At 34.7% G+C, this 13653-nt stretch carries 15 protein-coding genes and 1 pseudogene; 11 read left to right on the top strand and 5 right to left on the bottom strand.

Translation table 11 applies throughout. The features are described from left to right. Both HYD3684_RS06595 and HYD3684_RS06590 read right to left on the bottom strand, forming a co-directional pair. Positions 1-1524, bottom strand: a complete 1524-nt coding sequence (locus HYD3684_RS06595; protein ID WP_015419894.1) for a transglycosylase SLT domain-containing protein — start codon at positions 1522-1524, stop codon at positions 1-3. A gap of 3 nt (positions 1525-1527) precedes the next feature. Next, the gene (locus HYD3684_RS06590; RefSeq protein WP_015419893.1) at positions 1528-2064 is read right to left on the bottom strand and encodes a hypothetical protein; all 537 of its coding nucleotides are present in this window, start codon (positions 2062-2064) and stop codon (positions 1528-1530) included. Positions 2065-2213: 149 nt separating this feature from the next. On the opposite strand from HYD3684_RS06590, the gene HYD3684_RS06585 reads away from it, so the two are divergent. Both HYD3684_RS06585 and HYD3684_RS06580 read left to right on the top strand, forming a co-directional pair. Beyond that, the gene (locus HYD3684_RS06585; RefSeq protein WP_015419892.1) at positions 2214-3275 is read left to right on the top strand and encodes a TQO small subunit DoxD; all 1062 of its coding nucleotides are present in this window, start codon (positions 2214-2216) and stop codon (positions 3273-3275) included. 34 nt (positions 3276-3309) lie between these two features. After that, positions 3310-3834, top strand: coding sequence for a GGDEF domain-containing protein (locus tag HYD3684_RS06580; RefSeq protein WP_015419891.1), 525 nt, complete (start codon positions 3310-3312; stop codon positions 3832-3834). A gap of 15 nt (positions 3835-3849) precedes the next feature. On the opposite strand, the gene HYD3684_RS06575 is transcribed toward HYD3684_RS06580, so the two are convergent. Further along, the gene (locus tag HYD3684_RS06575) at positions 3850-4152 is read right to left on the bottom strand and encodes a nitroreductase family protein (protein ID WP_237698592.1); all 303 of its coding nucleotides are present in this window, start codon (positions 4150-4152) and stop codon (positions 3850-3852) included. A gap of 161 nt (positions 4153-4313) precedes the next feature. Here HYD3684_RS06575 and HYD3684_RS08465 point away from each other — a divergent pair, with 161 nt between their 5' ends. From HYD3684_RS08465 to HYD3684_RS06550, 6 genes and pseudogenes are all read left to right on the top strand, one after another. Continuing rightward, the gene (locus HYD3684_RS08465) at positions 4314-4628 is read left to right on the top strand and encodes a transposase (protein ID WP_041112963.1); all 315 of its coding nucleotides are present in this window, start codon (positions 4314-4316) and stop codon (positions 4626-4628) included. 90 nt (positions 4629-4718) lie between these two features. Then, a complete protein-coding gene (locus HYD3684_RS08460) occupies positions 4719-4886 on the top strand; it encodes a hypothetical protein (protein WP_237698591.1) in 168 nt (55 codons plus the stop codon). A 63-nt stretch (positions 4887-4949) separates the two neighbouring features. Continuing rightward, positions 4950-5780, top strand: a pseudogene (locus HYD3684_RS08455) (transposase). A 203-nt stretch (positions 5781-5983) separates the two neighbouring features. Next, positions 5984-7528: an ATP-binding protein gene (locus HYD3684_RS06560; protein WP_015419890.1), complete on the top strand. Its 1545-nt coding sequence runs from the start codon at positions 5984-5986 to the stop codon at positions 7526-7528. A 53-nt stretch (positions 7529-7581) separates the two neighbouring features. After that, complete coding sequence (locus HYD3684_RS06555) at positions 7582-8418, top strand: family 1 encapsulin nanocompartment shell protein (RefSeq protein WP_015419889.1); 837 nt, start codon at positions 7582-7584, stop codon at positions 8416-8418. An 11-nt stretch (positions 8419-8429) separates the two neighbouring features. Next, complete coding sequence (locus tag HYD3684_RS06550; RefSeq protein ID WP_015419888.1) at positions 8430-9353, top strand: ferritin-like domain-containing protein; 924 nt, start codon at positions 8430-8432, stop codon at positions 9351-9353. On the opposite strand, the gene HYD3684_RS06545 is transcribed toward HYD3684_RS06550, so the two are convergent. Continuing rightward, positions 9340-9639: a rhodanese-like domain-containing protein gene (locus HYD3684_RS06545; protein ID WP_015419887.1), complete on the bottom strand. Its 300-nt coding sequence runs from the start codon at positions 9637-9639 to the stop codon at positions 9340-9342. The two genes, HYD3684_RS06550 and HYD3684_RS06545, sit on opposite strands and share 14 nt — an antisense overlap. 223 nt (positions 9640-9862) lie before the next feature. Then, positions 9863-10069 carry a hypothetical protein gene (locus tag HYD3684_RS06540; RefSeq protein WP_015419886.1) on the bottom strand — a complete coding sequence of 69 codons (207 nt, stop codon included), beginning with the start codon at positions 10067-10069 and terminating at the stop codon, positions 9863-9865. 210 nt (positions 10070-10279) lie between these two features. Between HYD3684_RS06540 and tkt the strand changes: the two genes are divergently transcribed. The 3 genes from tkt to HYD3684_RS06525 are packed head-to-tail and all read left to right on the top strand — an operon-like array spanning position 10280 to position 13595. After that, complete coding sequence (tkt, locus tag HYD3684_RS06535) at positions 10280-12244, top strand: transketolase (protein WP_015419885.1); 1965 nt, start codon at positions 10280-10282, stop codon at positions 12242-12244. Then, positions 12235-12780 carry an ATP-dependent protease subunit HslV gene (gene hslV / locus HYD3684_RS06530; RefSeq protein ID WP_015419884.1) on the top strand — a complete coding sequence of 182 codons (546 nt, stop codon included), beginning with the start codon at positions 12235-12237 and terminating at the stop codon, positions 12778-12780. The genes tkt and hslV overlap by 10 nt, the downstream gene beginning before the upstream one ends. Beyond that, complete coding sequence (locus HYD3684_RS06525; protein WP_015419883.1) at positions 12777-13595, top strand: glycosyltransferase family 2 protein; 819 nt, start codon at positions 12777-12779, stop codon at positions 13593-13595. The genes hslV and HYD3684_RS06525 overlap by 4 nt, the downstream gene beginning before the upstream one ends. The last annotated feature ends 58 nt before the right edge of the window (positions 13596-13653 follow it).

Here is a 13653-nt window from a genome sequence, read left to right as displayed (position 1 = left end):
TTATTTATTAAAAGCATATTTATAATGCCAGTAAAAGTTTAACACGTTTTTTACATAGTGTCTATTTATGGTGTTTGGTATGTGCTCTACAAACAAAAGCCAATCATCAAAATCTTTGTATCTTGATACGTTTCCAGGTCCTGCGTTGTAAGATGCTATAGCTTTTACAAGGTTTTTGTGCCAAAGGTTGTAAACAAAATAAAGGTAATAGCTTCCATAAAGTATAGAGTATTTTGGGCTTTTCATATCATCTACAAAAGGAAGATTAAACCTTTTTGCCACAAACATACCGGTAGTATCTTTTACTTGCATAAGCCCAACGGTGGTGGGTTTTTTATCTGGAAAAGCCCAATAAGTTCTCGCTATGGGGTTGTAAAAGCTTTCCATCCTTATAATAGAAAGCACCAAGCTTGGGCTCATGGTATCTTTTGGTATATATTTCAAAAACACTATAGGATAAGCGTCCCAATAGCCTTTTCTTATCATGTAAAACTTCGGGTTTATATGAAAAATTTCACACATCTGTTTTTCGTTAAAATGTTTATCTTTGTAATAGCTGTAAAGGTAGCCGTTAAACCCATAATCCATAATACGTTTAAATTCTAACACCCTCTTATCTGGCTTATAAGAAGGACATCTTAAAAATTTTGCGTATATAGGTTTATGAAGTTTTAGCTTTGCCAAAGTCCCGTAAAAACTATCATATCTTGAAGCTTTTTCTAAATATCTTTTGTTTTTAGTGCTTTTATAAAGCCAATAATAAGATGCTCCTGTTTTATCGTAATAGGAGGCTTTTTTAAAAGCCCTGGAAGCGTTTTGATAATCTCCAAGCTCAAAATAAGATATCCCTTCATAAAAATATTTATAAAAACCATCTGGTACATAGCTGACATAGTTTATAAGAGCTCTTGGTTTATCTTTAAAAAACAAATATCTATAAACATAGTTTACATAAAAATCCTTCAAGTGTTGATAATTAGAATATGGTTTTAACCTTGATAGCTCTTGGCTTGCTTTGGCAAAATTGTCTATAAAAAGATAATGATAAAATTTAGCTACAATAGCTGGTGCTGAATTGCTGTTTTGGGATATAAGATAGGCAAGATAATAACACCCTCCTTTTAAAGCGTTTTCTATAGCAGACTCATTTCCCATAAGCTCATTCTTCTTATCAGGAAAAAAGCAAGGTTTTTTAGCCATAATATCTTTATTTATTTTTGCTAAAAGCCTATAATACTGGTATACAAAACCCCTTGTAAGACAATGAGTATCCACTTGGTCAAGTATATGCTGAAGGTTGTTAGAATCTTTCGAAAGGTAAGCATATACCACCAGTGCATCGCTTTTTGTAATAGGATCGTTGTAAGATATTACTTTCTTTACAAGAGCTTTAGCTTCAGATGGATCTTTTTTAACAAGTTTTAGGGCTTTTGAGAAAAGATTAAGCTCTTTATCAAAATCATAAGAAAAGCCAAAACTTACAAAGGATAAGAACGTTAAAAAAATCAATAAAAATTTGCGCATTTATCAAGGGTGTTTTATTTCATATATTCTAACAAAAGCGTAAACAAGATCTTCCACGCTCTTTACTTCTACTTCATCCTTTGACCTTCTATCCTTTGGAAGTTTTTTATAACCTATATAAATGAGCACAAGACCTATTATGCTTATCACTAGACTAGCCAAAGCCCAGGCTAAATGATTTACAGGTCTACTAAACGTCCCGATGGTAAAAGTCCAAAAAGATACCGCCACAGATATCACGATACCACCCATGGCAAGCCAGAAAAAATCTTTTATGGGTATATGTTTTGGCTTTGCCATCAGCATAAGATCTTTATTTCTAAAGATTATATCTTCTAGCTCTTCCGTGCTTATCATATCAGCATCTTTAATGCCTATATCCTTTGCTATATATACGATGGCTTCCCTATAATCGGAGGTCTTAGGTCTTACTAAAAGCGCCAATACAAGGTTCCTAAAGTTCTCTAAAGAGACATTCTCCCCTTTCTTTCTTCCTAACCACGATTTCAATATAGCTTTATCTCTTTCCAAGACATCCATACAAATATTTTAACTCATATTTTTGAAAAAAATATAAAATATCAAACTTTATGAAAAATTTTAGTTTACAATATCATAAACAAAGATTATGTTTTTTTATACAGCGTTATTTATATTTAAATATATCACTTGATAGGAGGTGTAAGCTTATGGAAAGTGTCAGCGGTTATTCATCTAAAAGTGTTTCAAATAGTAACATAGATATATTACAGCTACTTGCGTTTGTAGTTTTACCAGTAAGACTGGTATACGCTTGGATGTATATATCTGCACCATTGAGAAGGGTGGTTTTAGCCAGTGGAAAGCTGGATCCAAACTCGCCTTTGTGGGTAGGGCATAAATTCAATTCCTTTTTGCCTCACGCATCAAATATACTATGGCTTCATGATTTTGTTAGATACTTAGTGCTTCATCCAGATCTTCTGGCTAGTTTTCTATGGGTATTTACTATAATAGAATTTCTTACTGGTTTAGGCATAGCTCTTGGACTTTTATCAAGGCTTAGCGCTATTGGTGGGACGCTTTTACCCCTTGGAATGCTCTTAGGAGCAGGTTGGCAAGGTGCCACATGCCTTGATGAGTGGCAAATAGGCTCTACGGGTGTTGCAATGGGACTCACGTTATTTTTTGCCGGAAGCGGTGTTTTAAGTGTAGACTGTCTTTTGATGAACAAATATCCAAAGCTTAAAGAGAGCGGATGGTTTAAATGGCTTGGTAGTGGTCCAATTTTTGATAACCCCGCTTTTAACAAAATCGCTATAGTTGGCGCTCTTTTTGCTTTATTTGTCACGATGGGTACGAACCAATATTTCCAAGGGGGTGTATGGGGTAAACTTCACAACTTTGGCAAAGTCCTCGATGTAAAAGTATCCAATGCACACATACAAAATGGAAACCTCGTTTTTGAAGCCTATAGAATAAGTGGAAGTTCTGCTGCTATGGCTTGGATACCAAAAATAGATCTTATAAAAGATGGTAAAGTAATTTATACCTGGGATCAAAAAGCGATAACCTCTTTACCACCTTCAAGCATAAAAAATATATACATAAACAAAGCTAAGATAAATCAATACGCTCTTGGTATGAGATTAGGTGCTAAGGCGATAATCACCTTACCGCTTCCACAAAATCTAAATTTAACACATGGTCAATATACTCTTGTATTACATGAGATAGGTGGTCAAAAGTTCAGCACAACATTTACCTATTAAGCTAATCAAATAAATATGCCCCTTTTGCGGGGCATTGCAATTTTTTTTACATACAAGCAAAATTAATAACATCGGTAATCATTCATCAAGCAAACATGCTAAACATAGCTACAATATACGATATTCAAGAAGAACTAAAACGGCCCCTTTTTCTCTAATAATATTTGATATAGACGATTTTAAAAAAATAAACGACGCATACGGACACGACGCTGGGGATTTGATACTAAAACGTATATCGGAGCTCGTGAAAGCCAACATAAGACAAGAAGATATTTTTTGTAGGATAGGTGGGGAAGAGTTTGCCATTATACTAAAACAGATAGATATATTTGGAGCGTATGTTGTTTCAGAAAAACTAAGGAAAATAGTAGAAACTACAGACTTCACTTACAAGGACAAAACTATAAAAACCACCGTTAGCCTTGGCGTAGCTGAGTTTGGTAAAAACGATACAAAAGAAACCTTGTTTAAAAAAGCCGATAGAGCATTGTATGTATCAAAAACCTCTGGTAAAAACATGAGTTATTTATTTTTTGGAGATTTTATGGAAGTATAAATATACTATTAAAAGCTATAAAAGCTTTACAAAATCTTCAAAAGAATATCTAAAAGCCCTTGGTAAGAGTTTTCTGCTTTGATCTTTATAGCCTATGGCTATTACCATGGTGATTATCTTATAATCTGGAAGCTTTATAAAATCTCTCAATTTTTTATCATTAAAACCTTCCATCGGATGCGTTTCAAAGCCAAAGCATCTAGCAGTGATTATAAAATTCATGGCAAACAAAGAACTATCTCTTACAGCTTTTAACTTAGCCTTCTCTGGTATAACACCGTCCTTAACACCATAGCTATCTACTATAGCACTTTTCACAGCTTCTTTATTTCCCTCAGTTATATAACCAAGCTCTAACCAGCTATTTACTATATCATCAGCATGCTCAATAGCAGCTTTTGGGTTTGCTATTACTGGGAGTTAAAATATTTATGTGTCTTAAACTTAAACACTTTATCAAATTTTAGGAGGTTTTGTTTATGAAAGAAGAAGAAAGAATAGGGAAGTTAAAAGCTTCTTTAGAAAGCCTAATAGAAGATTATCTTGGTAAAGACATCAACAACTACCAGAAGCTTGGTGTAAAGGAGTTCATTGAGTTAGTTATGGAAACGCTTATGAAGTCTGAAAGAAAGATATTCTTAAGCGAAAAAGAAGACAACAAAGCTAACGGATACTATGGAAGAACTTTAAACGCAGGATCTTTTAAGATAGACTTAAATGTTCCGAGAGATAGAAAAGGAAGATTTAGGCCTAAAGCTTTACCAGAGCCCTATAGAAGAGTCAATGAAGATTAGTGTGCGTAGCATTTCTTACACTACCAGTGCCTGTTCCCTTGTCAACCCCTGAAGTAAAATGCGATACCATCGCTCTACGTAAATCTTCTAATGAGCCTTGTGGCCAATGGATACTCTGAAAGTAAGATAGAGTCTACCTTAAATAGCTTGGGTCTTGATTACTCCAAACAACATATGAAGATAATTAAGCAAGATCTTCTTGAAAGGTTAAACGATTTCAAAACCAGAGAATTACCATCAGACATAGCTATCCTCTAGCGTGCGTAGCATTTCTTACACTACCAGTGCCTGTTCTTTAATAAACCCACGAAGTGAAATGCGATACCATCGCTCTATATAGATGCCTATCATTGTGAAATAAGAGAGAAGGGTAAAGTAAGGAAATCAGCTGTTTATATTGCTCTTGGCATAGACCTTCAAGGAAACAAAGATATACTTGGGTTCTAGTGTGTCATAGACATTTCTTACTTCGTGAGTAGGTTGTCTTTTAAGCAAAAACTTATTGGAAATATGCTAAAGCACTCTACTTTCTTTAATAACGAGAACAGAGCAGATTGGCTAAAGGTTTTCAACGACCTAACAGAAAGAGGAGTTAAAAGAGTAATGATTATAGTAAGCGATGATTTCCCTGGTATTGCTAACGCCATTGAAAAATTTTTTCCAGATACAGACCATCAATTGTGCTTCATACATCTTCAGAGAAATGTAACAGCTCAGATGAGTAAGCAAGATGCTCAGTTCTTTAAGAAAGAGTTAAAGAATATCAAGAACAATAGCTTAGATTTTGAAGATGGTTTAGAGAAGTTTGGAGCACTGTGTGAGAGATTTAAGTCTATTTATCCAAGCTTCATAAAAAGGATACAAGCTAACAAAGAAAGGTACTTATGCTTCTTGAAATATCCAGAAAATCTAAGAAAGCATATTTATACTACCAATCCCGTAGAGAGTATAAATAGCATGATTGAAAAAGCAAGGATAAACTTAGGAGGCTATTTCCAATCTGCTGAGATTCTTGAAATAAATATCCTTGTCCAGAGAGATATTTTAAAGAACAATAAGTGGAGTAAGCCAGTTCCTGCATTAAAAGGGTCCTCATATGAAGTTTTACAAATATTCAACAGGAGATTTTGTTATGAGACACAAAATTATTGACAAGTCTCGGGCTTTTATAGTTCTTATATATAGCATCGTTATCAAATTCATTATCGCTCATCTGACTACCCCTTCAAAAATTGCATGCATAAATACATATTTATAAATATTTTAACATAATGTAGGGGTTTTTGATAAGATAATAATTTTAGCTATGAGGTTAATTTATCATTTTAGATTATAATATTTTAAAGGCAGGTTATATGAAATATTTACCTATTGGCATACAAACGTTTAGAGATATCATAGAAGGCGGTTTTTACTATGTAGATAAAACACAATTTATACCAAAACTAACGAGCAAATATTATTTTCTATCTCGTCCAAGAAGATTTGGCAAATCTCTTTTTCTTGACACATTAAAAGAAGCTTTTTCTGGCAACAAAGAATTATTTAAAGGGCTTTATCTGTACGATAATTGGGATTGGGAGAAAAGGTATCCAGTGATAAAAATAAGCTTTGCAAGTGGAAATATAAGAACTTCAGATATTTTATTGGATCTAATGACATCTCAAGTAAATAGGATATCAGAAAAAGAACAGATAAACTTAAAAGAAAAGCGTCCAAGCCAAATGTTTTTAGAACTTATCCAAAAACTATACGAAAAATACAATCAAAAAGTAGTAGTACTAATAGATGAATACGATAAACCGATATTAGATGCGATAGAGAATATCGAGATAGCCAGGGAAAATAGAGAAATATTGAAAGATTTTTATTCGGTGTTAAAAGATGCTGATTCTTATCTAAAACTTGTATTCCTTACAGGTGTATCAAGGTTTTCGAAAGTATCAATCTTTAGCGGTTTAAATCAGCTTCAAGATATCACGTTAAATGAAGAGTTTTCTACAGTATGCGGCTATACCCAATCTGAGCTTGAAAGTGTGTTTTCCGATAGACTAAAGGATTTTGATAAAGAAAAGATAAAACAGTGGTACAACGGCTATAGTTGGCTTGGAGAGAGCGTTTACAATCCTTTTGATATACTCCTTCTTTTCTCAGAAAAAAGGTTTAGAGCCTTTTGGTTTGAGACAGGGACACCTACATTTCTTATTAAGATGTTTATGAAAAACAGATACTACATCCCAGAGCTTGAGAATTTGGAGGTAGGAGAAGAGATTTTATCAAATCTTGATGTTGATAACATAAGGGTAGAAAATCTTTTGTTTCAAGCTGGTTATCTTACAATAAAAGAGTTTTTAGAAGAAGACGGGGTGTATATACTATCTTATCCAAACTTAGAAGTAAGAAAAAGCTTAAACAACGCCTTTCTTTTTTATCTAGATTTTGATGCTAGCAGGATAACCAAAACAGAGCTTAATATAAAGCAAATTCTTAAAGAGAAAAATATAGACAAACTAAAAGATGCTATATACACATTCTTTGCAAGCATCCCTCACGATTGGTATAGGAAAAACGATATAGACTCCTATGAGGGTTTTTACGCATCTATTGTATATGCGCTTTTTAACGGAGCAGGGCTAAATGTGATAGCAGAAGACAACACAAACAAAGGCCAGATAGATCTAAGTGTCTTTAACCAAGACAGCGTTTATATAATAGAGTTTAAGGTAGTAGAAGATAAAGAAGAAGGAGGAAAAGCTTTAGAGCAGATAAAAGAAAAAAGGTATTATGAAAAGTATAAGAGCAAATATAATGATATATACCTAATAGGGATAGAGTTTAGCAAGAAGGATAAAAACATTGTGGGTTTTGAGTGGGAGAAAGTTTCAACTTTTTACATTTAACTCATACACAAAATAATAATTTGGGTTATAATCTGAAAGAGGAGGATAAAATCATGAACTTTTTACATAGAGAAGAAAGCCCACTAACAGCTCAAGAGTGGCAAACAATAGACAACATCGTGGTAAATACCGCTAGAAACCACTTAGTAGGTAGAAGGTTTATAGAGCTAACCCAAGCTCTCGATCCAGCTATTCAATCGGTGGCCTACGATACTATACCAAGCTTAGATAATGGAGCTTGTGGGCTTTTTGGGGAAAAAGAATGCGGTATAGCCAAAATAAAATCAAGAAAATTTTTACCTATCCCCCAGATTTACAAAGACTTTAAGATACACTGGAGAGACATAGAAACCAGTAGAAAATTAAATATACCCTTAGATGTAAGCGTAGTGGCTTTGGCCACAAGAGAAGTGGCTTTGGCAGAGGATAGGTTTATATTCCATGGAGATAGCGAGATTGGGTATCCTGGGCTTTTAAATGTAGAAGGAAGAAGTATAATTAAAAACAAAAACTTTGACGAGGAAGGCGGTATATTTAAAACAGCTTTAGCTTGCGTGGAAACGCTGGTAGAAAAAGGTTTTAGCAAGAACTTAGCCTATATTTTAAATCCAAAAGACTATACAAAGGCTTTTAGGATATATGGGAACAGCGGTGTACTGGAAATAACGCATATAAAAGAACTTTTTGATGTAGGAGTTTTCACAAGCCATGCTGTTGATGAGGGTAAAACCATAGCGGTTGCCACTGGTGTTGAAAATATGGATATATTTTTAGTACAAGATATGATAAGCGCTTTTATAGATTATGAGAATATGGATTATTACTTTAGAGTGTTTGAGATTTTGGCTTTTAGAATAAAAAACCCATCGGCGGTAGTCACTACAGAATAAGGAAGGCATTTATGGATAACAAAACAATCATAGAATACCTAAATTACAACATAAGCTTAGAGCATTCTGCTATTATCCAATACTTGTTTCACGCTTACACAATAAACGATGAAGGCTTAGAAAATAAACTCGAAGAGATAGCAAGAGAGGAGATGAAACACCTTCGCATGTTTGCCCATAAAGTAGTAGAGCTTAACGGTATACCAGCTATAGACAAAAGGGCCCAAGTATTTTTGGAAGCCCCTACGCTTCAAGATTTACTTCAGCTTGATATAGAAGCTGAGAGCATGGCCATAGAAGAGTATTCAAAACAACTAAGCAATATAGAAGATAAAAGCATAAAAAAGATATTTGAAAGGATTATAGATGATGAAAACTCACATCTACATATTTTCAAAGATCTCCAGAAAAAGGTATTAGAAACATCAAAAGAGTTTGGGGAAAATCCTATTTTAGATGAAAACAAACTAAAGATAGTAAGCACATTAAATACATTTTTGCAAAAACAATATCAGACTATATTAGAAACCTTATATCAGTCTTTTGTAACAAGGCACAAAGATATGTCTTTGAGCGATGAGTTAGAACAAAGAGCTATAGACAAAATGAAACATATGGGCTGGATAGCCGAAGAGATATCAGAAAAAGGTCAAAAACCAAACTTTTCTTTGCCAAACAATGTAAATACGCTTGAAAATAAAGATGAGATAATTGCCTATCAGATAAAAGATCAAGAAACATCTTCCAATCAAATAAAAGCTATAGAAAGTAGTGTAGAAGATTCCGATCTAAAGTGGATTTTAGATAGAATATCAAGAAGAGAGATACACTATAAAGACTTAGAAGCTTTCTTAGAAAATCCGAAAACAAAAGAAGAGGATATAGCAAAAGTTGTAAACGCTCTAACGGTGGGAAGTTTATTTAAGAAACATTGAGTTTATCATCTTCTAACAATCCCTTTAATCCTCCTTCTATATTAAAAGCTTTAAAACCTAAACTATTTAACATATCTACCACATATTTACTTTTATTGCCACTGTTGCAAACTACAAAATATTCCTTTGATTTATCTAACATATACTCTAAATTTTCGTTATCTACAATCTCATCAAAAGGAATATAAATATACTCTTTACAACAAAACATATCCATCACTTTATCCACATCAAATTCTTTCTTATCCATTCTTACATCTAAAAGAGTCTTAGTATGCTTTAGCATTTCTCTGAGCTATTGAGAGGCTGTGAATGTTCCTTAGCGTAGAAACGCGTCATAGTCGCTCTAGTGTGCTTTAGCATTTCTTTATTCTTCTGAGTGGCTTTGTCTGTTCCTTAGCGTAGAAATGCGCCATAGTCGCTCTTACCTCGTATATGTAAACGTATCCGCAGGGCCAAAGACCCGCGGATTATAAAATTAAACGGAGGAGGGAGGTAGCTGATTACAATTAATCTTCTGAGTCTTCCTTAGAATTGTCCTCAGAATTGTCCTCTTGCTTGTTTTCATCTTCAGCCAAAAGATAAGATTGATTAGCAGCTTTGGCTGAGATGCCAGTTTCCTTGTAAGTTTGTGAAGCTTGGGCACTTGCCCCAATAAACAAGACAGCTCCTAAAAGAGCCAACATCCTTGGTGCAGATACGATAAGGTTTCTCATACGCCTTACCTCCTTTAAGAATATAAAAAAAATATAAAATTATCAAGTGAAATTTTAATGAAAAGATAAAATTTTTATAAAAATATCAAATTATATTTACTTTGTACATTTTATAATCCCCTATCGCTAATTATTATTCTTGGCAAAATGATATTATTTTTATGTCTTGTTTAAAAGCTTATATAAAAAATTTGGTTTATAATAAGAAGTATGAACATAGATGAACTTGTCATTAACAGCATTAGATTTTTAAGCGTAGATGCCGTAGAAAAAGCTAATTCAGGACATCCCGGTATGCCCCTTGGCACCGCTCACATAGGATATATACTATTTGATAGGATTTTAAGATACAACCCAGAAAACCCCAAATGGGTAAATAGAGATAGATTTGTGCTTTCCAATGGGCATGGTTCCATGCTTCTTTATTCGCTGCTATACCTTTATGGGTTTGATCTTACCCTTGAAGATATTAAAAACTTTAGACAATTAGGAAGTAAAACCCCAGGACACCCAGAGAGCTTTTTAACAAAAGGCGTAGAAGCCACCACAGGACCCCTTGGACAGGGTATAGCAAACGCCGTAGGTATGGCTATAGAGCAAAAACACCTTGGGGCTATATGCAACAAGCTTGATGAGCCTATATTGGACTATAAAGTCTTTTGCATGGTAGGAGACGGGGATTTAATGGAAGGGATCTCTTATGAAGCAGCAGCTTTGGCAGGGCATCTAAACCTTGACAATCTATTTATTATCTGGGACAACAACCATATTACTATAGATGGAGACACAAGCTTAGCTTGGAGTGAAGATGTACTAAAGCGTTTTGAAAACGCAGGTTTTACCGTAAGACACATAGAAGACGGATACGACATTGGGCTTTTAGAAAAGACTATAAAAGAACTTTTAACAAATCAAACAAAACCAGTGTTCTTATCGGTAAGAACTCATATAGGTTATAAAAGCATAAAACAAGACAGCGCTGAAGCCCATGGGGCTCCTCTTGGAAAAGAAGCTATAGCAAAATTAAGGGAAAGCCTAAACTGGCCCTATGAACCTTTCCACATACCTCAAGAGGTATTGGATTACACAAGAAGAAAAGTAGAAGAAGGAAGAATATTAGAGCAAAAATGGCAAGAAAAGTTATTAAAATACAAAGAAACTCATAAAGATATTGTAGATATTTTGACAAAGAATATAAATTTGGAAAACGTAATATCACATATACCAAGGTTTACAGAAGATATGGCCACAAGACAAGCCTCCGGCAAAGTGTTAAATGCTATAGCACCGCACATGCCAACGCTTTTTGGTGGTTCAGCAGACCTACACGAATCAAACAACACCTATATTCACAACGAAGGGGATTTTGAAGCCACAAACTACTACGGAAGAAACATACATTTTGGTATAAGAGAACATGCGATGGGAGCTATAGCCAACGGCATGGCTTACGGAGGCATCACAACTCCTTATGTGGCAACGTTTTTGGTATTTTCAGATTATATGAGACCAAGTATAAGAGTAGCCGCTTTGTCAAAGCTACACGTGATATACATATTTACCCACGATTCTATAGGTGTAGGAGAAGATGGACCAACCCATCAACCAGTAGAACACGTACCATCTTTGAGACTAATACCAAACCTATGGGTGATGCGCCCTTGCGATGCCAATGAAACCGCTTACTGCTGGGAACTTGCTTTAAGAAGAAAAGACGGCCCAGTAGCTCTTATACTATCTCGTCAAAAGCTAAAAACCTTAGATAGGACAAAGTATACCAAAGAAAATATGACAAAATATGGAGCATACGTGCTTTCTGGTGCTCCAAATCAAGAATTTACCATAATAGCATCAGGATCTGAAGTAGGATTGGCTTTGGCTCTCCAAGACAAACTTGCCGAAAACGGCATACAGTCTTCTGTAGTAAGTGCTCCTTGTTTAGAGCTTTTTGAAATGCAAGATGAAGCTTATAAAAAAGAGGTCATTCCAAAAAATACAAAGCACATAGTAATAGAAGCTGCTAAAGGAGATATCTGGTATAAGTATGTAAACAAAGACGCCCTTGTAATATCTATGGAAACCTTTGGCAAATCTGGAAAAGGCCCAGAGGTTATGAAACATTTTGGTTTTGACGAAGAATATATATATCAAAAAGTGAAAGAAAAATGGATGTAAAAGATAAACTCCTTCACGCTACCACTGTAATAGCTGTTAGAAAAAATGGCCAAACGGCCATTGGAAGCGATGGGCAAGTAACACTTGGCTCTCAGATACTAAAACACGGTGCAAGAAAGATTAGAAGACTTCACAAAGGCACTGTACTTGTGGGCTTTGCAGGTGGAGCAGCAGATGGGCTTGCTCTCATGGAGAGGCTTGAAGGTAAGTTAGAAGAGCACAGAGGAAACCTAGCAAGGGCAGCTGTGGAACTTGCCAAAGAATGGCGCACCGATAGATATTTAAGAAGATTAGAAGCGGTCTTGATAGCTTGTGATAAAGAAAGTATGTTTTTGCTCTCTGGTAACGGTGATGTTATAGAACCAGATGAACCCATATTGGCCACAGGTTCTGGTGGTGATTTTGCAAGAAGTGCCGCTAAAGCCCTATACTATCACACCGACAAAAGCGCCGAAGAGATAGTAAAAATATCTCTTGATATAGCATCCGATATATGCGTTTATACCAACAAACACTTTAGCATAGAGCTGTTGTGAAATGTATAAGTGTAGTTATACCCTCTTACAACGCTTCTAAGTTTTTATTAAAAGCCATAAACTCTGTAAAAAATCAAACATACCTTCCAAAAGAGCTTATAGTAATAGACGATGGATCTACTGACAACATAAAAGAGCTTTTAAAAGATATAAAACTACCCTTTGATTTTAGGCTTTTAACAAACGAAAAAAACAAAGGAAGAAGCTACTCAAGAAACTTAGGGGCAAAAGAAAGCGCTTGTGATTTTGTAGCGTTTTTGGATGCAGACGATATATACTTTCCCCATCATCTTGAAGAGCTCTCAAAAGAAAAAGGGGATTTGGTTTACTCTATTCCAAGAACATTTATAGATGAAGAAGATAAGATAATAAGAGTATCAAAAAAAGCTTACCCCGATTTAAAAAGCATGATACTTGGGGGAATGGTAGGATATCCCTCTGGTATCATGGTAAAAAAAGAACGTTTTTTGGCTTTTAACGAAAGCCTCCACCAGCGAGAAGACTGGGAGCTATTTTTAAGATATTACAAAAATAACCTTGATATAAAGATTATCGATAAAAACACCGTAGGGATAAGAGAGCACGGCAAAAGAACAAGTCGGTCAAAAGAGTATTTTGACTATACGATGAAGGTTTATAAGATGCACAAAGACATCGCCGATGCAAATATGTATCTTAGCATATCTGAAACTGCCTTCAGGTTCAAAGAGAAATCTTTGGGTTTTGAGTTTTTAATAAAAGCCCTAAAACAAAATCCAAAAGCTTTAGATATTAGAAGACTTTGGAATATAATAAAAAGAATACCAAAAGTATAGTGAGTTTTTTCAGGCTTTTAAAACAACAAATTTCCTTTATATTTTTATATTTAAATTA

The sequence above is a fragment of the Hydrogenobaculum sp. 3684 genome (genome assembly GCF_000213785.1).
GTDB lineage: Bacteria > Aquificota > Aquificia > Aquificales > Aquificaceae > Hydrogenobaculum.
The sequence above is the reverse complement of the archived record's forward strand: the minus strand, read 5'-3'. Positions and strand labels throughout refer to the sequence as shown.

Coding starts and splice junctions, on each gene's coding strand:
- HYD3684_RS06550 (WP_015419888.1), top strand. CDS start 8,430: ATGGATAACAAAACAATCATAGAATACCTAAATTACAACATAAGCTTA.
- HYD3684_RS08460 (WP_237698591.1), top strand. CDS start 4,719: ATGAGCCTTGTGGCCAATGGATACTCTGAAAGTAAGATAGAGTCTACC.
- HYD3684_RS06590 (WP_015419893.1), bottom strand. CDS start 2,064: ATGGATGTCTTGGAAAGAGATAAAGCTATATTGAAATCGTGGTTAGGA.
- HYD3684_RS06595 (WP_015419894.1), bottom strand. CDS start 1,524: ATGCGCAAATTTTTATTGATTTTTTTAACGTTCTTATCCTTTGTAAGT.
- HYD3684_RS06555 (WP_015419889.1), top strand. CDS start 7,582: ATGAACTTTTTACATAGAGAAGAAAGCCCACTAACAGCTCAAGAGTGG.
- HYD3684_RS06560 (WP_015419890.1), top strand. CDS start 5,984: ATGAAATATTTACCTATTGGCATACAAACGTTTAGAGATATCATAGAA.
- tkt (WP_015419885.1), top strand. CDS start 10,280: ATGAACATAGATGAACTTGTCATTAACAGCATTAGATTTTTAAGCGTA.
- HYD3684_RS08465 (WP_041112963.1), top strand. CDS start 4,314: ATGAAAGAAGAAGAAAGAATAGGGAAGTTAAAAGCTTCTTTAGAAAGC.
- HYD3684_RS06540 (WP_015419886.1), bottom strand. CDS start 10,069: ATGAGAAACCTTATCGTATCTGCACCAAGGATGTTGGCTCTTTTAGGA.
- hslV (WP_015419884.1), top strand. CDS start 12,235: ATGGATGTAAAAGATAAACTCCTTCACGCTACCACTGTAATAGCTGTT.
- HYD3684_RS06545 (WP_015419887.1), bottom strand. CDS start 9,639: ATGCTAAAGCATACTAAGACTCTTTTAGATGTAAGAATGGATAAGAAA.
- HYD3684_RS06585 (WP_015419892.1), top strand. CDS start 2,214: ATGGAAAGTGTCAGCGGTTATTCATCTAAAAGTGTTTCAAATAGTAAC.